Annotated in this window: 14 protein-coding genes, 1 pseudogene and 1 riboswitch; of the genes and pseudogenes, 6 read left to right on the forward strand and 9 right to left on the reverse strand. The window is 53.3% G+C overall.

Annotated elements, in window-relative coordinates; translation table 11 throughout:
• Positions 1-45 precede the first annotated feature (45 nt).
• From CDUR_RS06735 to CDUR_RS06760, 6 genes are all read right to left on the reverse strand, one after another.
• Positions 46-885 (reverse strand): tRNA (adenine-N1)-methyltransferase, encoded by an 840-nt coding sequence (locus CDUR_RS06735; RefSeq protein ID WP_179417618.1) that lies wholly within the window; start codon positions 883-885, stop codon positions 46-48.
• 75 nt (positions 886-960) lie between these two features.
• Complete coding sequence (locus tag CDUR_RS06740; protein WP_179417619.1) at positions 961-2,220, reverse strand: M18 family aminopeptidase; 1,260 nt, start codon at positions 2,218-2,220, stop codon at positions 961-963.
• A gap of 10 nt (positions 2,221-2,230) precedes the next feature.
• The gene (locus tag CDUR_RS06745) at positions 2,231-2,488 is read right to left on the reverse strand and encodes a hypothetical protein (protein ID WP_006063427.1); all 258 of its coding nucleotides are present in this window, start codon (positions 2,486-2,488) and stop codon (positions 2,231-2,233) included.
• A gap of 34 nt (positions 2,489-2,522) precedes the next feature.
• A complete protein-coding gene (locus CDUR_RS06750; RefSeq protein ID WP_179417620.1) occupies positions 2,523-3,377 on the reverse strand; it encodes a leucine-rich repeat domain-containing protein in 855 nt (284 codons plus the stop codon).
• A gap of 40 nt (positions 3,378-3,417) precedes the next feature.
• Positions 3,418-4,485 (reverse strand): hypothetical protein, encoded by a 1,068-nt coding sequence (locus tag CDUR_RS06755; RefSeq protein ID WP_179417621.1) that lies wholly within the window; start codon positions 4,483-4,485, stop codon positions 3,418-3,420.
• The gene (locus tag CDUR_RS06760) at positions 4,478-4,738 is read right to left on the reverse strand and encodes a hypothetical protein (protein WP_040359927.1); all 261 of its coding nucleotides are present in this window, start codon (positions 4,736-4,738) and stop codon (positions 4,478-4,480) included. Before CDUR_RS06760 ends, CDUR_RS06755 begins: the two co-directional genes overlap by 8 nt.
• Positions 4,739-4,806: 68 nt before the next feature.
• Positions 4,807-4,903: riboswitch (TPP riboswitch) on the forward strand.
• On the opposite strand from CDUR_RS06760, the gene thiM reads away from it, so the two are divergent.
• The 6 genes and pseudogenes from thiM (at position 4,891) to fepB (ending at position 11,377) form a co-directional block, all read left to right on the forward strand.
• Positions 4,891-5,703 carry a hydroxyethylthiazole kinase gene (thiM, locus tag CDUR_RS06765; protein WP_179417622.1) on the forward strand — a complete coding sequence of 271 codons (813 nt, stop codon included), beginning with the start codon at positions 4,891-4,893 and terminating at the stop codon, positions 5,701-5,703. It overlaps the preceding riboswitch by 13 nt.
• A pseudogene (thiD, locus tag CDUR_RS06770) lies at positions 5,700-7,118 on the forward strand (bifunctional hydroxymethylpyrimidine kinase/phosphomethylpyrimidine kinase); the annotation flags it as partial. The gene thiM and the pseudogene thiD, both read left to right, overlap by 4 nt.
• Positions 7,119-7,313: 195 nt before the next feature.
• Positions 7,314-8,384, forward strand: coding sequence for a FecCD family ABC transporter permease (locus tag CDUR_RS06775; RefSeq protein WP_290206947.1), 1,071 nt, complete (start codon positions 7,314-7,316; stop codon positions 8,382-8,384).
• Positions 8,381-9,472 (forward strand): FecCD family ABC transporter permease, encoded by a 1,092-nt coding sequence (locus tag CDUR_RS06780; RefSeq protein ID WP_179417624.1) that lies wholly within the window; start codon positions 8,381-8,383, stop codon positions 9,470-9,472. The genes CDUR_RS06775 and CDUR_RS06780 overlap by 4 nt, the downstream gene beginning before the upstream one ends.
• A 1-nt stretch (position 9,473) precedes the next feature.
• Positions 9,474-10,256, forward strand: coding sequence for an ABC transporter ATP-binding protein (locus CDUR_RS06785; protein WP_179417625.1), 783 nt, complete (start codon positions 9,474-9,476; stop codon positions 10,254-10,256).
• A gap of 71 nt (positions 10,257-10,327) precedes the next feature.
• A complete protein-coding gene (fepB, locus tag CDUR_RS06790; protein WP_179417626.1) occupies positions 10,328-11,377 on the forward strand; it encodes a Fe2+-enterobactin ABC transporter substrate-binding protein in 1,050 nt (349 codons plus the stop codon).
• Positions 11,378-11,380: 3 nt separating this feature from the next.
• Here the strand turns inward: fepB and CDUR_RS06795 are convergent, their stop codons facing one another.
• Genes CDUR_RS06795 through CDUR_RS06805 form a run of 3 tightly spaced genes read right to left on the reverse strand, consistent with a single transcriptional unit; the run spans position 11,381 to position 17,454 of the window.
• Positions 11,381-11,965, reverse strand: a complete 585-nt coding sequence (locus tag CDUR_RS06795) for a class I SAM-dependent DNA methyltransferase (RefSeq protein ID WP_179417627.1) — start codon at positions 11,963-11,965, stop codon at positions 11,381-11,383.
• A 60-nt stretch (positions 11,966-12,025) separates the two neighbouring features.
• Positions 12,026-16,522, reverse strand: a complete 4,497-nt coding sequence (locus tag CDUR_RS06800) for a hypothetical protein (protein WP_179417628.1) — start codon at positions 16,520-16,522, stop codon at positions 12,026-12,028.
• 35 nt (positions 16,523-16,557) lie between these two features.
• The gene (locus tag CDUR_RS06805; RefSeq protein ID WP_006063439.1) at positions 16,558-17,454 is read right to left on the reverse strand and encodes a DUF4132 domain-containing protein; all 897 of its coding nucleotides are present in this window, start codon (positions 17,452-17,454) and stop codon (positions 16,558-16,560) included.
• Between the last annotated feature and the right edge of the window lie 144 nt (positions 17,455-17,598).

The raw sequence follows: 17,598 nt of genomic DNA on the forward strand, positions 1-17,598 counted from the left end.
TCAACCACCTCCACGTGGTGCCTAGGAACTTGGCTACCTTGCACCTTACCGCCGTGCTCGCCGCTGCGGGCGCGGCGCCACCGTGCCATCGGCAAGCCTACGCGCCCACACCAAAAACGCCGTATGCGCATTCATCCGGTGCTCCGGGCGGGTGGCCAAACCATCCACCTTCCACTCCCGCACCAACGATTCCCACGCCCGCGGCTCCGTAAAGCACTTCTGTTGACGAATCCCCTCCATCACCTTCATCAACTGCGGAACCGTAGCCACATACGTCATAAACACCCCGCCAGGCAGCAACAATTCACGCACCGTATCCAAACACTCCCACGGTTCCAACATGTCCAAAATAATCCGATCCACCGGCATGCCATCCAGATCATCAAGATGCACATCACGCAGATCCCCGAGCCGCAGCGACCAATTCTTCGGGTGCCCACCAAAAAACTCCGTGACATTATCCTCTGCATAATCCAGATGATCCTGACGAATTTCATAGGAAATCAACTGGCCATGCTCCCCAATGGCACGCAACAAACTCATTGACAACGCACCTGAACCGGCACCCGCCTCAAGCACGCGAGCGCCCGGAAAAATGTCACCCTCCACCATGATCTGCGCCGAATCCTTCGGATAAATCACCGCAGCGCCGCGCGGCATGGACAGCACATGGTCCACCATCAAATGCCGGAAACACAAATACTCCCCACCTTGGCTGGACAACACCACCGTGCCCTCATGCTGGCCAATAACGTCATCATGCGCAATGCTGCCCTTATGGGTGAAAAACTGCTCGCCGGGCTGCAACACAATCGTGAAATGCCTGCGCTTCGCATCCGTCAACTGCACACGATCACCCGGCTGAAAAGGGCCTGAATACGCCATGGGGGCCTTCCTGTTAAACCACGCTGACACTAGGAGGCAGGATGCCCCTAGTGAAGAACATATACTGCTTAAACTCTAGTCCCCGACGAAAAACGCCTCCAACGCCTGGGCAAACCACCCCATATCATGCGCACCACACAATTCCCGCGCCGAATGCATGGACAAAAGCGGAATCCCCACATCGACTGTGGGAATGCCTAACCGTGTTGCGGTAATCGGGCCGATCGTCGATCCGCACGGGCTATCATTATTCCCCACAAACACCTGGCTCGGAACACCCGCATCCCGGCATGCACGCTCCCACAGCGCCCACGTCACAGCATCACTCGCATACCGCTGATTCGCATTCATCTTCACCACAGGACCATGATTAACCAGCGGCTGCGTCACCGGATCATGCTTACCCACGTAATTCGGGTGCACAGAATGCGCAGCATCTGCTGACACACACCAGGATCGGGCAAACATTCGGTGCAGGTCCTCGGTGTCGGCCTCGAGTGTCTGGGCGGTGCGCACCAGCACATTCTCCAGCAACGGACCCGCTGCACCAGAAATTGTTGCGCTGCCAACCTCCTCATGGTCAAAAGCCGCCAACACCAAAACATCATTGCCAGCATCGCCCGACTGAAGTGCAGCGATGAACGCTTCTAGGCTTGCATACACACTGGACAAATTATCCAGCCGTCCCGCGGCAACTAGATCCATATTTGCGCCAAACATCTCACCACGCTGAGCATCACATGTTATGAGGTCATGCGCCACAATGTCATGCTTATCGACGCCCGCCGACGCAGCCACAACATCCAGCACGCTCGCCTCTGGATCCCCCACCCCCATCACCGGTTGCAGATGCACTTGGCGAGACAAAGTGCTCGCATCCTGGGCTTTGTCCCGTGACAAATGAATCGCCAGATTCGGAATGCGCAATAGTGGCCCTGTGGACACCATCTTTTCCGAGCCGTCACTGAGAATCACGCGCCCAGCTAGCACAAGTTCGCGATCGAACCAGGACGTTAGTATCGGACCACCATAAACTTCTACTGCAACCTGCTGCCAGCCTACAGTGGTGAAATCCGTGCCTGGCTTGACCTTAAAACCAGGTGAATCCGTGTGAGAACCCACGATGCGGAAGCCAGACTCCGGACTAGCATTTTCTGGAACCCACCACGCCATGATCGCCCCGCCACGTACGACATAGTGGCCACCAGGGCTGGCGTCCCACGGTTCTGCCTCATCCTGCTGGGCAAAACCAGCCTGATCAAGGCGACGGGCAACCTGGTGGGCAGCATGAAAAGAACTTGGAGACGAGGCTATAAAATCCAGGAAACTACGCATGCGTTTCAGCTTACGTTGTCCATACCGTCCACTGCGGTGAGCAAAAACCGACAATCATGTCCATGACATCACACAAAGCATCAGCATCAGCTGTTGCCTTAGCCGAATAACGATTGCTGCGAAGTTGCTTGAGCAAATCCAATGCCTCGGCATACACTTCTTGCTTGGACTTTCCGCTGTCACGGAGACCAGCCAAATGAATATATGTGGCGGTCTGATCCTGCTTGCGGGCACAGGCAAGAAGTCCCTCCTGCAGTGACGACATCATCAGTTGCGATCCTCCTTAACGAGGTTGAATAGAGCTAGTCATGCCAACCAAACCGTGTTTCTACGTCGTGCTGGCTGTAGTTATACGTGCGCTTATAACGTGACAGGCACACGCTGGACAGGGACGATGATTTCATCAACGGCGACAAATCATCATTGGCGATTTCCCTGCAGGAAAACGCCCACAAATTTTTCAATTTGCTGACAAACTCGCAGCTTGGTATCACCCCATCGAGATACAGTGATCCCAAATTTGGGCATTCCCCCAACACGTTGTAGTTCAGGCGTCGGGGCACGCCTTCCAAATCCACTGAACGAAGATAAGTACACTGCTGAAGCTCGCTTACATCGATAAGATTGCGAGCGGAATGCGCAGTGAAGTCCCTCAACCGTGATGCACACCGAACCCCATGTACATCGCTGCCTTTGTAGTAGGTCAGCTGGATAGTTGTCACATTGGGAAGCCCAGACAAAAAATCAAGCCTAGGTGCTCCCGCCACCTTCAACGAGGTAATTGTGGTACTGCTGAACATCACTCCAGGTTGGAAAAGACACTCAAGTCTTGTTAAACAGGGAAAACGGCTCAAATCTACTTCCTTAACCTGCCCACATATGTGCAGGCTACACAGCCGCGGAAGATGATAGAGCGGTGTGAGGTCTACGGAATCGGCCAAGCCGCAATCGAGTTGAAAACTCCTTACATACGGCATCTCTAGCAAAAAAGACAGATCGACATGATGCCGTGCTCGGGTGAAGTCATAGATACCGATGTGAGTGCAGCGATGCTCACGGGCGTAAGCAACACCTTTGGAAAGATGCTGAGGATCCAGCATGATATGGCCATTATTGACCCACACGCCATTGTCATCAAACGGATCGAACCTGATCACTATGAATCTTTGCTCCGATCTGTGTGCTGATGTCCGATCACTACGCAGCTCCTACTATCCGACTACTGATGCGCTGCTGTAAGGCGGCCTCAACACCATGGGTGCAGAAGATACGAAGCCTGTTGAGATCGTCGGGAAAATAAGGCTTCCGGTCAGGTGCTGTACCCATATGTGTGTGCCTATGACGCTGGAGCGCATGATCATCCGCCTTCAGCACTTCGTGAACTAGTGGGTCAGAAGCAAGTAGACCGTGCTTTTCTACAACAGCCACAGCAATTGCCGCCATAAGGCGATTGCACGGACAATGCGCTACGTGCCTCAAGACGCGAGGATCCATCTCAATGATGTCATTAGCGAGTGGTAAAGCATGCTGATCCACAAACTCCCAGATTTCAGAAAAAACACTATAAAATTGTTCAATCGAACTGGGTATCGGTATCAGGTTGCCTGATGCGACGGTGTTGATTGTTATGTCTGGGTCCCAGTGACGTGCGTCAGAAAAATGCGCAACGTACAGCTCTCCATATTGCGGCGCAACTGTGTGGCCGCATATCTGATTAAGTGCCTCCGCTAGCTGGTCACTCTTGACGGCAATCCGAATGTCCGCGCTCGCTTGATTGCGGTAGTTACTGTGAGAAAACGTCATGCGCACTTCAGATGGAAGTGGATGTCCATAGTGTTTTTTGTACTGCTCCCGCACATAACGCTCAGCCCCAACACAAAACTGTTGATTGTGGATATTTATCGGTCCGCCGTAAGTGGCGATCGCGCGTGGGTGAAGGGCGCAATACTCTCCAAAATCGCTGAAAAACCTAGCTTGGGCATGGTCCACATCCCCGTATACCCAGTGCAGCATGTTAGCCCAGCCCATTGCGTCATCCGTGAAGTTGTATTTGGCACGTACCCAGTCGGTGAACCGTCGGCCAACGAGCTCATCACCGAAACCATCATCACGTCCTGCTCCCCACATGCGACCAGTACGAAATGCCGTAAGGAACAACTTGATCTGGTGAACGTCATGACGTGTGACAAACAATCCCGGTTGTTCTTCCATTGCTGCAATGAGCTCCAGGATGTTCCGATATTGTTCTTGTGTTGCTTTAACCACAGCTCCCCCAGATACGTGTGATCATGGCAATGGTGTCAGTGTCAGTAGTGATGCTTAGCCCGAGGTATGTCTCGTTTTCTACAACAACCACTGAATCCTCCCCCAATTGATATTCGGCGAAAAAATAGTCCTGTGAACCGCCGACACCGCTCCACTGACGTATGCACTGTGCGCCCATATCCTGCAATAATGCTGTTAGGCGCACATATGCCTGTGCATCAAACTCAGGCGCAAGTATCAACGTTTCTGCCACTCTATCAGCAGTACCTGACATCTGCTACCCCCGGCAACTACCCCATCGCGCACGTGTGCTATTGTCGAGTATCGGACACGGGGTGCACCGAATGCGGTGCTGAGAATATACCCATTGAACCTGCTCTAGCTCGAACTAGCGAAGGGATAGTCATGAATCAGCTTTGCTGTGCTGTGTCTGCAGTGCGTGAAATAAATCCTTTGGTGCAATGTTTAACAAATAGTGTGGTCATGGAAATCACGGCCAACGTTCTTCTTGCTGTTGGTGCCTCACCAGCAATGTGCGATACCCCCTCAGAATCAGCTGATTTTGCAGCGATAGCATCAGCTGTGCTGATTAATGCAGGGACTCCTACTCGGGACCAGTATGAGGGCATGCGCCAGGCAATTCAAGGAGCGACCGTCGCGGGAACCCCATGGGTGCTTGACCCCGTTGCGGTGGGTGCACTGCAGGAACGCACCGATTTTGCCCGTGAAATTCTGCAGTTCGCTCCGCACGCTATCCGGGGTAACGCATCTGAAATTGTAGCGTTAGCTGGGCTTGGCTCCGGCGGTCGCGGTGTGGATGCTACTGATGATGTCGCCGCCGCACTTCCTGCTGCCAAGCAGCTTGCTGCGCAGACGAAAGGCGTGGTGGCCATTTCTGGCGAATCCGACTTTATCGTAAGCGCACATCAGGTGACCAAGGTTGATTCTGGGCATCCACTGATGCCTATAGTCATTGGGACTGGTTGCGCGCTGGGGGCGTTAACTGCGGCGTATCTCGGTGCCGCCCATATTCGGGGTATCGCTGCCCACGATGCTGTTGTTGCAGCACATGCCCACACTGGCGCTGCGGGAATGGTTGCGGGTGAAAGTGCACGCGGTCCAGGGTCTTTTGCTCCAGCATGGGTTGATGCGTTGTACAACCTCACGCCTGAACACATCGCCGAGCTTGTGACGGTTCAGGAGGTATCTAGCTCATGACTGACTGGACGCTCTACCTTGTCACTGACCCAGATTTAGCAGGTGGCCCAGATAATGTTCCACATATTGTTTCCCAGGCAATCTCAGGTGGGGTGAGTGTGGTGCAGTTACGCGACAAACGCGCCACACGAGGAGAGATACGGCAGCACGCACAGGCGTTGTGCGAAGTTACTGGCAACATTCCCCTCTTTATTAATGATTACGTTGATATTGCCGCAGAACTAGGGTTACACGCCCATATCGGTCAGAGCGACACGCGTTATGTTGAGGCGCGCAAGCTTCTTCCTGATCACCTGATGCTGGGGCTAAGTATTGAAACGCATGAGCAACTCATCACCGTGATTGCTGATGCGCAAGAGGCTGGTGTACGTCTTCCTGATGTGATCGGGATAGGGCCAGTGCGGGCAACCTCAACAAAACCGGATCACGCAGCACCATTGGGAGTTGAGGGCGTAGCGGCGATTGCCCGTACAGCCGTCTGCTACGGAATTGCAACGGTGGCGATCGGGGGCGTCGATAAGCAATGTGCGTCAAAACTTCAGGCAGTGGACGGTGCGTGCGTGGTGTCAGCGATTATGGCTGCGCAGGATCCTCATGCTGCGGCGCGTGAGCTTCGAGGGGCGTTTGTGCAGGTTCCTCGGGTGCTGTCGATCGCGGGAACGGATCCGACTGGGGGTGCGGGTGCGCAGGCTGATGTGAAATCAATTACTGCTGCTGGCGGTTATGGCATGAATGTTGTCACGGCGCTTGTGGCGCAAAATACGCATGGGGTTCGGTCCGTCCATACGCCGCCGTTGGAGTTTTTGGATGAGCAACTTGATGCGGTGTTTTCTGACGTTGCGGTGGATGCCATCAAGATCGGCATGCTTGCCACCGTTGATACGATAGCGACAGTGCAAGCGTGGCTTGACATGTACCCCTCGCCTGTTGTTGTGCTGGATCCAGTAATGATTGCTACCAGCGGCGACAGGCTTATTGACGCCGATGCGGAACAAGCGCTCCGTCAGCTTGCGCGCCGCGTCGATGTAATAACGCCGAACATTCCTGAACTTGCCGTGTTGGTCGGCGAGCAGCCGGCTTCTACTTTTGCGGAAGCAGTGGAGCAGGCACGTCATTTTAATAGAGGCACTGCGACCACAGTCATTGTCAAGGGTGGGCACCTGACCGGCACGGAGGTGGAAAACGCGGTGGTAGAACCCGATGGAAACGTAACAGTTGTGCGCGCGCCTCGGGTGGAAACAATGAATACGCATGGGACTGGGTGCTCGTTGTCCTCTGCGCTCGCAACGCGCATTGCTGCGGGTGACACAGTGGCAGAGGCGCTGCAGTGGTCAATCAAGTGGTTGCACGAAGCAATCGCTCATGGTGTTGAACTGCGGGTTGGTCAGCCAGGCGGCCACGGACCAGTTGATCACGGGTACCGTGCTCGGCAAGTCTAGTGATCAGTCATCGAGGCTTCATAGTGTTTGTCTGAGGGTTGCCTCCCGCAGAGGGTGAAAAGTTAGGCTACCCTTGATTTCTGCATGCAGAAAGATGCTATGTAAGGTTGCGGCGCGCGGGCGTCGACAAGCTTGAACAGACTCAATATAACCTGCGGAAGTGGGACTGATGTGACTCTACCAACCGCCGTGAATGCCGATGTGTCGCGCACCTACAAAATATGGATTGTGCTGGGTATATGCCTCTTGCTTGTGGGGGCGTCATTCGTGATAAGCCTGACGGTAGGATCCCGATCAACTGGTTTTATGGACTCGTTGCGGGTGATGCCGGAATCGCTACGGTACGCCTTTGACTCCAACTACGCCGGGAACATGGCGTTTAATGACCTCGTTGTGCTGATCGGTGGGCTGCGAGTACCACGCACTGTTCTAGCTTTACTCACCGGTGTCGCACTTGGTGGAGCTGGGGCGTTGATCCAAGGGCACACCCGAAATCCACTGGCAGACCCCCATATTTTAGGCATAAACGCCGGTGCAGCCCTGGCTGTCGTGATCGCCGTGTATGCGGGTGTTGGCACCGAACCTGGCAACTTGGTGCTTCCCGCTATCATCGGTTGCGCCATCACCGCTGGATTGGTTTTTCTTATCTCATCGTTTGGGCCGGTGGCCATGAACCCTCTGGCGCTCATTCTGGCGGGTGTGGCGCTAGCTGCTCTGTTTATGGGGCTGGTCAACGCACTTGTTCTGAACAATAGTCTGTCCCTTGATGCTCTTCGTGCGTGGTCAACGGGATCGGTCGGTGACCGTGATATGGGTGTCGTACGTGCCGTATTCTGGCCTTTCCTTATTGGTGTAGTTTTATGCCTTTTCCAAGGGCGAGGACTCAACCTTCTCAGCCTGGGGGAATCCGTCGCTGCGACACTCGGATTGCCAGTGACGCGAACGCGCATTCTCGGGCTTACGACAGTTGCGCTCCTCGGGGGTGCTGCGGTTGCAGGTGCTGGTCCCGTTGGCTTTATCGGCCTAGCTGCCCCGCATATTGTGCGAGCCATAGCAGGCCATGACTATCGAATCATCATTCCGTTGTCCATGGTTGTGGGCGGAATGCTCGGGTTGTGGGCCGATATTCTTGGACGCGTGGTAGCCCACCCTGGCGAAATCGCCATGGGTATTGTCGTAGCGCTCTTCGGGGTTCCACTGTTTATAGTCCTAGTCAAACGAGGCTTGGCGACGGAAGTATGATCGCAGCGCACACAAAGACAACGAGATGGCCGCGCGTGATAACTATAGGCCGATTATCGATTTTCTTTAATATGCGACTCATTTTCCTCAGTGTTCTTGTTAGTACGCTTGCGGCTGGCACATTTGCGTTGAATATTGCCCACGGTGATTATCCTTTAGATATTACTGATGTGGTACGAATTCTCGCCGGAAACGGGACACGAATTGAACATAAAGTAGTGTTTGAACTTCGCATGGGTCGGGCTGTCACAGCACTGGCGGTGGGCGCTGCATTGGGGTGTGCAGGTGCACTAACTCAAAGTGTTGCGCGAAACCCGTTGGTAAGTCCAGATGTGCTAGGACTCACCGAAGGTGCATCACTTGCCGTTGTGATGGCCATTGGCTTCGCAGGACTAGATGCAACGAGAATCAGCAAAGGTGCCGATACCCTGCTGAGCACAGTGGGAATTCCACTGGTAGCCATTGTAGGTGCGCTCATTACTGCTGCATTTATTTGGTTTATCGCAGGTTCCTCCCGTGCGCACACAATGCAGCTTGTATTGATTGGCGTTGGTGCAGCCATGTTCCTCAATGCCGCGATTGTGTGGATCATGGCGGAAACAGACCTAGAACGTTCCACCCAGGCGAAAGTCTGGCTAACCGGCAGCCTGAATGGCCGCGACTGGGGAAACGCCTGGCCGGTTGTGGGATGTGTACTTGTGGTCTGCGCGAGTGCCGGTTGGTTGGCATTTAGGCTCTCTGCTCTAGCTTTAGGTGAGCAAACAGCCCACGTTTTAGGCGTGAACGTGAGACTAGCTACGATGATACAACTATTGTGCGCTGTTGTTTTAAGTGCTGTTGCCGTTTCCGCTGCTGGACCTATTGCCTTTATTGCGTTTGTCACTCCACACATTGCGCGCTTTGCGGCACAAACTGCCACTCCCCCGCTTATATTATCAGCTCTGCTGGGTGGGTTATTTGTCTCTGCAGCGGATTATCTTGCTCGCGTGGTATTGCCGTGGGAATTACCGGTGGGTGTTGTTACTGCTGTATGCGGTGCACCAGTTCTGCTGTATTTTATTATTCGAACGTATAGAAAGACGCTGTGATATGGGCAGAATTGTTGCGAAAGATCTGACAATTTCTTATGGGACGCGTTCTATAATCCAGGGTTTAGACATTGCGATACCAGACAATAAAATCACCACGATCATCGGCCCGAACGGGTGCGGAAAATCCACGCTGCTCAAAGCACTGTGTACACTTCTTCCCTACTCCGGTGTGGTCGAATTGTCTGGAAAAGACATCACCACGTATCGACGCCGCGACCGCGCCCGCCAACTTACGCTCCTACCCCAGCACCCCACCGCGCCGGATGGTTTGACAGTGAAGCAACTCATTTCACGTGGGCGACATCCCCACCAATCCTGGTTGCAGCAGTGGTCCGCGGACGATGATGAGCACGTGCAGCAGGCACTGAAGATAACCAACCTCGTGGGGCTAGAGGAGCGTCGTCTCGCGGAACTATCCGGTGGCCAGCGGCAACGGGTATGGATTGCTATGGTCTTGGCGCAAGATACACCCACGTTGCTGCTTGACGAACCCACAACCTACCTCGACCTAACACACAGTCTGGACGTATTGAAACTGGTTCGTCGGTTGGGTGAGCAGGACGGAAAGACTGTGGTCATGGTGCTGCATGACCTCAACCTGGCGGCGCGTTTTTCTGACCATGTGGTGGTTATGGGTGCTGTGGATGGTCACGGGGTTATATGTGCAGAGGGAGCACCCGCCGCAGTGATAACTCCAAAGTTGTTGGGTGATGTGTTTGATTTAGATGCTGAGGTCATCACGGATCCGGTGTCGGGAGGGCCGTTGGTTGTGCCACGGTAAAACCTTGACATATCAACTTTGGTTAGGCAACACTTATTTTCTGTACTACTTTCACACGTAAGGAGATGACTGTGCAACGTAGAAAAACCGCTGTTAAAAAAATAGCCGCAATTGTTGCAGGTGCAATGCTTATTTTTAGTGCGGCATGTTCTCAGCAATCCAAGGATTCAGAAGGGACATCGTCCTCGGAAAGCTCGACCAGTGCTGCACAATCTGCTGAGTTTCCCCGCACTATAGAAACCCTCAACGGCGCAAAGCAACCCACCACCATCACCATCGAACAGCAACCCAAGCGCATCGTCTCTGCATCAGTGTCCCTCACTGGATCGCTGCTCTCCATTGACGCTCCCATTGTGGCCAGCGGTGGCGGGAATGGCGAATCCCCCATGTTCACCAAGGATGAGGGATTTGGAATCCAATGGGCAGACAAAGCCAAAGAAAAAGGCGTTGAGTCCATGTGGCAACTTCAGCCCAATGTTGAAGCCATCCTCGCACAAAACCCTGACCTGGTGATCATGTCGTCCGTTGGCGGTGACCAAGCACTTGATCTTTACGACCAACTCGCCTCTGACGTGCCGGTGATGGTGATTGACTACAGCGACAAAAGCTGGGAAGACGTCACCACCATGATGGGCAAAGCCACCGGTTTGGAGAAAAATGCCGACGAGGTGATCAAAAAATACGAAGACCGCGTGACCGAGGTGAAAAACAGCATCAACCTTCCTCCTCAGCCCGTCAACATTGTCTCCATGACGCCTGAGTCGATGAACTTCTTCACCCCGGAATCCGCCCAAGGACGAATCTTCACCTCCGTTGGCTTTGAGGTGGCCACTCCACCGCAGGAGCTCATTGGCGAAACATCCATTGGCCGTCAGCGTTCTGATGCCGTCGGGGTTGTCCCAGAAAACTTCGGTCCAGCCCTCACCGGCGAAACCGTGTTCGCGCAGACACTCAAAGCTGAAGGCAAAACCTCGGACAAAATCCGGCAGAATCCGCAGCTAGCACAAGCCCCGGCCGTGACAGCCGGCCGGTTATACGACCTCAACCCGGACGCCTTCCGCATCGATTACTACAGCGCCATGAACGTGCTCAACAACCTTGAAGGCTGGTTCAAAAAATAGGCGCTAAGCCTTGGCAAGCACCGCAACCAGGAAATCAGAACCCTTGGTGAATGGGTGGCATTCCCAGCTAGAGAAGTTAATTGACTGCTTCAATCCAGCCTGTTCGGCCAGGGCAAAAAATTCATCAAAGAAAAATCCACGGCCTGTGCTGAAACCAATGACGGCGCGGCCGTGTGGTGCGAGAGAATCAGCGATGCCCTGAAGAGCGGGAAGCCGCCCCTCAACAGGCAGGAAACCCATCACATTCCCGGCGGATACCACAATGTCGTAGTTATCCCCTGGGACTGTTCCTGTACACAGATCGCCCACATGCCATTCCGCATCAGGAAAATCTGTCTTGGCGTAGTTGATCAGCACCGGGTCAAGATCAACACCCACCACCGTATGTCCGCAGGCGGCCAGGTAGCCGCCAACGCGCCCTGTCCCGCATCCGGCATCAAGGATTCGTGCGGCGCGGGGTGACATGGCGTCGATAAGCCGCGCCTCCCCGTCGATATCCTTGCCCTCGGCGACGAAGTTCCGCCACCGCTGGGCATACATTTCCGAATGGTTCGGGTTGGCTTGCAGCATCTCATTCCATGTAGGCATAGCACCCAGTCTAAACGTATCGCATGCCCACAGGACATAAGGCGGGTATAAGAGGCAGACTTAACGACGCCGCGACCGGTACCGCGTGGTTTTCAGCTCCTCGTAACCTGGGACATCGCCGGACGTGTAGCGCTCCCACACCTCCTCAAACAGGCGTTGAGCAGGCATCAGCACCGGGCATCCCTCAATCGCCGGCTGGACCTTATCGGACTGCCACAGCAAGTAGTGCGGAGCTTTCCACACTTCCATCGGTTTATTGTTCGTGGAACCCGGTAACCAGCCACCAGGAAGGAAACGCGACCTGCCTGCACCCGACCGCTTCGCCTCCACAATGAGCCCCTTATCTAGCAGCTCTGCGGAAGCAGTATCAATATCCTTCTTCTTCCAGCCATTCCAAGCACGGATATTAGCGTCCGTAGGATGTGCGAGAGCAAGAAGCTGTAGGAAATACCGAGCGGCGTTGGTGCTTAGCGCGTGATGCTGCATCACTTGTTGCACTAACTCAGGTACAGAAACTTCAGGATCCCACTGGGAGCCAGTTGTGGTGTACTTGGTCTTCAAATCCGCAATAAGGCTATCCAAGTGCCCTTCCAACAGCACTCGAATTGACTGTAGGCGAGGAGACGTTTTCGCCTTAGCAAAGCGGGAATCATCGAAAGGGGCACCGAATTCGACATCGCACAAATACTTTTTGTACTGCGGAATTGCAAATACTCTCGCTGATTCTGTGCGCAGCCATTCCAGCTTGGATGCTAAAAGCGGCCGTCGAGAATCATCAAGTGGCAATGATGCCGCGAGGACCGTGAACATACGAAGAATGTCATCACTGTTATGGGCAATATCGTTGTCCTCCAGTTTTGTATCCTCGTTGGCATACATCGCTTTGTCGCTTATGCTGTTGAAGCAATCGCGGAGATCCCAAAATTCCTCGCTGCTCAACCTAATATCCGGAACTCGGTGATGGGATTTCCAGTACTCAACAACGCCCTGGGCATCAGGGCCCTCAGTAATGTAGGAAATCGGACTATCAGCCGGAACAGCTGCGGCAAGAACATCAAGAACGGGTGCGTCGCTAAATCTGACCTGCCTGCGCGCCCCTTGAGATTGCTTGACAGTGAAACCATAGACCGCGCGCTGCTCCTTGGTGAGGAAATTAGCCTCCCATGCATCTATACCGGGTAGGCCGCCAAACAAATAGGTCACGGCTTCAGGGGATAAACCTGTTCCACTAGCTATGGCATCTCGTGTTTCAGGAAGTAGAGATCGTTCCGGGGTTGAATGCTCAATGGCATCCAGGCAGGCAAGAATTTCGTCGGCTGACAATGGATCGTAGTGTTGTGACGCTACAGGGTAGCCAGCTATTTCTGTGCGATCATCAGGCGCCCAGACCGTGCGTTTAATGAGGTATTGGGAACCGTCATAATCCCAGGCGTCGTCCACCACGAGGCAGCCATCAGTAACTGTTCCAACAGGGAGCACGCATGTTTTACTATTTCTCCAGCCCGATGAATCGGGGCCAAGATCAAGCGTGACCAACCTGGCACCATGCCCCAGTACTTTGGCATCAACTAATGCGCGTATAAACGAAATAGCGACAGACAACGTGTCATCATGCTCAAACAATGCAGACAGCAGTGGGGAGCCAAGCAGACCAATGAGCTTACGTTCATTATTGGCATATTTGGCCAACGCGCGAGAGAAAAGAAAACTGCGCTTTTCTTCCTCAAGAATATTACCTTGGTTCAATTCTGAAAGAATATGCAGCGTTGCCAACATGTCTTCATGCTCATTATGCCAACCTCCTACATCAACTCTCAGTAATGAAGCAGCAGCATCCGTAAGAATTGCCTTTTCAGTTAAAGAAAGCTGTCGCATGTAGCGCACTCGAATGGCAGCAAACTGCTGATCAATGTCACGAATGGCCTCTGCTAATCTAACCACAGATTCAATGAGGGGTTGGTTGGCCGTGCCCAACTGTGTAGCAATGGTTTCGCGATCAATGCTATCGCCATTCATCACTGCTTTCGCCTGTGCAAGCGTGTAGGAACGCATTACAGTGCTGGCGTCTTCATCTGCGGGGCGAAGTTGATGCCAACCAGCCAGTGGAAGTTCACTCAAGTGAATGTTCGAGTCATTAAACAGTTCAACATCCGACTCTGGATCCCACAAATTTGTGCCGGTGGTAAGCCATACGCCACCGCCCGGGCGCCGAATAGCGGCGCACGTATCGTAAGATGCCGAAGAAAACGTTCCTAATGAACTGACAATGAATGACCGTTTTCCGTGGCTGTGGCCATAATTTTCTGAAGAAAAAGTCAGCGAAATATGCACATCCTTAACACTTCCAAACAGGCTAGTGCGTGTGGTAGGTTGGACCGGAATAAAGGTGCTGCGGGAAGCGTTGAGATTAAAGCTAGCGGGTAGCGTGGAAAAATCAAGGTTATAATCAGAATATACCCCCAATTCCTGAAGCATCTCGGAGAGCGTACCGTCCCATTCCTCTACCCCAGACCCGTTCCATTTGCATAAATCCGCCCAGCGAGATTTCTGAATAAACGTTGGTCCCTTGATCGTATCTGCAGAGAGCACGGTACCTTCACCTGGTGTCGTCGCACTATTTTCCGTCAACACGCCACTTCCGGTCAACCGAGTATCGTTGATGGGAAGCGAATACTCACCAGAGTTACTAAACCAGGTATCAAAATCAGTCACAGCAAGACTGCCCGTCCAGAACACAGAAGAACGGTAGCGGTTTGGCTTGTCGTAGGTCACCATGGCCTGATTGCCAACAAGCCGCACGGCGTCAACATCTCCGTATTGGGCAGGCATTTCTGCATTGATGACGATCTGGTCGCCATCAATGATCTCGCAGTCCTTTTCTGCCACCAGTGACACTGCTGGATAGCTTTCAAAAACCTCTATTTCGTAGTCTTTTGAGGAAAGATTTTCGGCAAGTCGTGCATACTCCTGTTCAAAGAGAGGCCAGGTAAGCTCGGCAAGAATACCCATATTCATGGCCGCTTGGAGTTGCTCGGCGGCATCTAAAGAAAATAGGGCATCAAGGCGCTCTGGAGCAGCAGCGTAAAGCTCTGGCTGAGCATAGTACTCTGCTTTATGTGTTAGGAATTTACTATTTTCAGGAACGCTTCCCTTCTGCTTTTTGCGCTCATCAATGAGCATGTCTATTTTTTGCAGAAGAATCTTCTTTGCGCCTTCGTGGGCAAGAATAAGACCAAGTTGATGCTGAACCCTATGTCCACTTAGGTCGTGGGCGAGTTGCGGCGCTAGTACAGAATCATCAGCGAGAAAGCTCAGCGAACGGCGAGTCGAGTCGTAGTCTGGATTAAACCATTCCGACCACGAAAAATCAATATATCGTTTCTCACCTTCAATACCTTTCCACACAACATTGAATTCAGCTAATGCATCAAGAACGCTCAGAGGTGTGCGGTGCCATTCTGGCCGTATTTCCTGGCCTTGAAGTGCTGTTCCTGCTGCAAGAATTTCATTGATCAGTCGCGGACTTGGTTCATCAAAGGATGAATAGGATACATTTTCGCAAAGATTAATGACCCATGCAGCTAAAGCATCCTTATTTTCTCGCAGTTCAACCAGAGCCCCTGCGTTGTCCAGCAACGTGAGATACTTTTCTATAGTCATCTCATCTGGACAACTGGACAGTAGAATTTCCCGCACATCTGGTCTGGTGCGTGCGTAGCGGCTCAGTGACGTTACAACTGAGTTAAAGAAACCGGCGGGCGCGTTGTCGAAGCCCTTGAGTCCAAGAATGGAGTCAAAGAGTTTATCATCGACGTCGTCGGCAGATAGTCCTGCAGCCTTTCCAATTTTACGCATGTCACGCGGTAGGAATGCATATGGTGCTACGCCGGCGCGTATCCGTTCAGCATTGATATTCAGCATGTAGTCAAAGGCATCTGCCGGATTGTCAGATCGCTCCAGTGCTGCCGATGCCTCGGCCGTGAGTTCACGCGCACCAACAACACCAGCAACGGCGAATTCCACGAAAACGCTCTGGTGGCGGTCATTATCGACGGGCAACGCATGGGCGCGCTCCACTTCGCGAGCTTTGCCAAAATACTGCCTGGCGTACTGAACATTTCCTACCCCGTAGAAGATGCGAGCAAGTTCTTCCAGCAGTGTGGGGACAAAATGCGGCGCGGAGGATGTGAGGGTAACCACCAGGGCGTCGAAACGCTCTTTAACACGTTTGGCGTTGTTTTGGGCATTTCGGCGTGCCCATTCCAGGTCCCCCACCAGGTTTAACGCATGGTGGGCGTTGTCTGGGTCATTGATGATGGGCCATGCGGGGAAGCCCACGGCACGGCTCGCGGCCGCCCCAACTGGCCGGGATGCCCCAGCGGAAACTCCCAAAGAACCTAATGTGAGCGTTTCGGCTTGGTTGAGCTTTTCAGGAATGAGTCGCACGAGGGGGCGATCATTGATAGTGAACGATAGCGCGATAAGGCGGTCGGTGTGTGCGGGTACCCCGTCGGCGAGCGGCGCAATACCGCCTGCTGAAATGGTAGTTGTAGACATTATTGTGTTCTTTCAGTGATTGGTAGCGTTGCCGATTACTTGTTTTCTTTGACGGAGCGTCCTGCGTAGATGAATTCGCACATACGGATGCCTTCGGACCATGCAATGGGACCAACTTTGTCGAGTTCAAGGTCTTCACCATGGACAGAGAAAGACAGTTTTCCGAGTTCGGCTGATTCGGTGGGATCCCACGCTGAAACGTCCAGGGAGGCTGTGATGGTCTCGCCGCCTTCGTGAACCCGAAGGGAAACCTCTCCCATGGTGGTCACAAATCCACCCCCGCGGCCGCGTCCCATGAGGTGGCTAGAACGCTCATACGTTGCACCGACGTATGCCTTGACGGCTGCTTTTTGTCCATCTTCGTCTGCCGGTTTGATGTAGACGTCGCGGAACAACTGATCGAGCCCTTGATGCACTCCAAGTTCAACGGCAAATTCACGCCATTCATCGAGGTTTTCGGTGACAGCGGGGTGTGGGATTGTCACGAGGGCGGCATCGGAGTAGTCAATTGTGGTGGTCTCCCCATCAAGGTCGACGACCTGAATACCGTCATCGTTAACTGCGCGCAAAAACCCTGTGATACTGCCATCAGAGACAATCACATCGGCCAAGTATTTCCGCCATGATGGATCCGGCCATACCGCAATGATCACACTGAGCGGGACGGGAAGGCTAGACAGGAACCATCGCCGAACCGTGTCCAGGCAGTGTTCATCATGCTGGGCCAAAAATGCTCGCAGGCCATCAAGCTGATCATATTGTTCAAGCTTTTTTGCCTTCGCTGGCACGGTCTTCAGCACTTTTCCCTTTGCGTTTCGGGCGATAATGACATCACCCTCCAATTTTAGGGAGTACTCCCCTGCGTCAATCCAGCCGTCGTTGTCCTCTGCCTGGTTGTTGATTGTTGCTACTTTTTCTTTGTTTTCCGACATCTATAATCTCCAGTTAAAATCTCAGCCACGCTATCCACACCAAGGGTAGCAAGACTGATTCTTATTTTGTTGCGAATGGGCTTTTGTGTGCCCACCTGCTCTTTTCCTGGGTATGGGACCCAGCACTGCACGCCATGCACCTTT

The sequence above is a fragment of the Corynebacterium durum genome (assembly GCF_030408675.1).
Classification (GTDB): domain Bacteria; phylum Actinomycetota; class Actinomycetes; order Mycobacteriales; family Mycobacteriaceae; genus Corynebacterium; species Corynebacterium durum.

Excerpts from the sequence above, each read along its gene's own strand:
- CDUR_RS06800 (WP_179417628.1), bottom strand. The coding sequence starts at position 16,522 with ATGTCTACAACTACCATTTCAGCAGGCGGTATTGCGCCGCTCGCCGAC.
- thiM (WP_179417622.1), top strand. The coding sequence starts at position 4,891 with ATGAATCAGCTTTGCTGTGCTGTGTCTGCAGTGCGTGAAATAAATCCT.
- CDUR_RS06780 (WP_179417624.1), top strand. The coding sequence starts at position 8,381 with ATGATCGCAGCGCACACAAAGACAACGAGATGGCCGCGCGTGATAACT.
- CDUR_RS06795 (WP_179417627.1), bottom strand. The coding sequence starts at position 11,965 with ATGCCTACATGGAATGAGATGCTGCAAGCCAACCCGAACCATTCGGAA.
- CDUR_RS06735 (WP_179417618.1), bottom strand. The coding sequence starts at position 885 with ATGGCGTATTCAGGCCCTTTTCAGCCGGGTGATCGTGTGCAGTTGACG.
- CDUR_RS06805 (WP_006063439.1), bottom strand. The coding sequence starts at position 17,454 with ATGTCGGAAAACAAAGAAAAAGTAGCAACAATCAACAACCAGGCAGAG.
- CDUR_RS06785 (WP_179417625.1), top strand. The coding sequence starts at position 9,474 with ATGGGCAGAATTGTTGCGAAAGATCTGACAATTTCTTATGGGACGCGT.
- CDUR_RS06740 (WP_179417619.1), bottom strand. The coding sequence starts at position 2,220 with ATGCGTAGTTTCCTGGATTTTATAGCCTCGTCTCCAAGTTCTTTTCAT.
- CDUR_RS06745 (WP_006063427.1), bottom strand. The coding sequence starts at position 2,488 with ATGATGTCGTCACTGCAGGAGGGACTTCTTGCCTGTGCCCGCAAGCAG.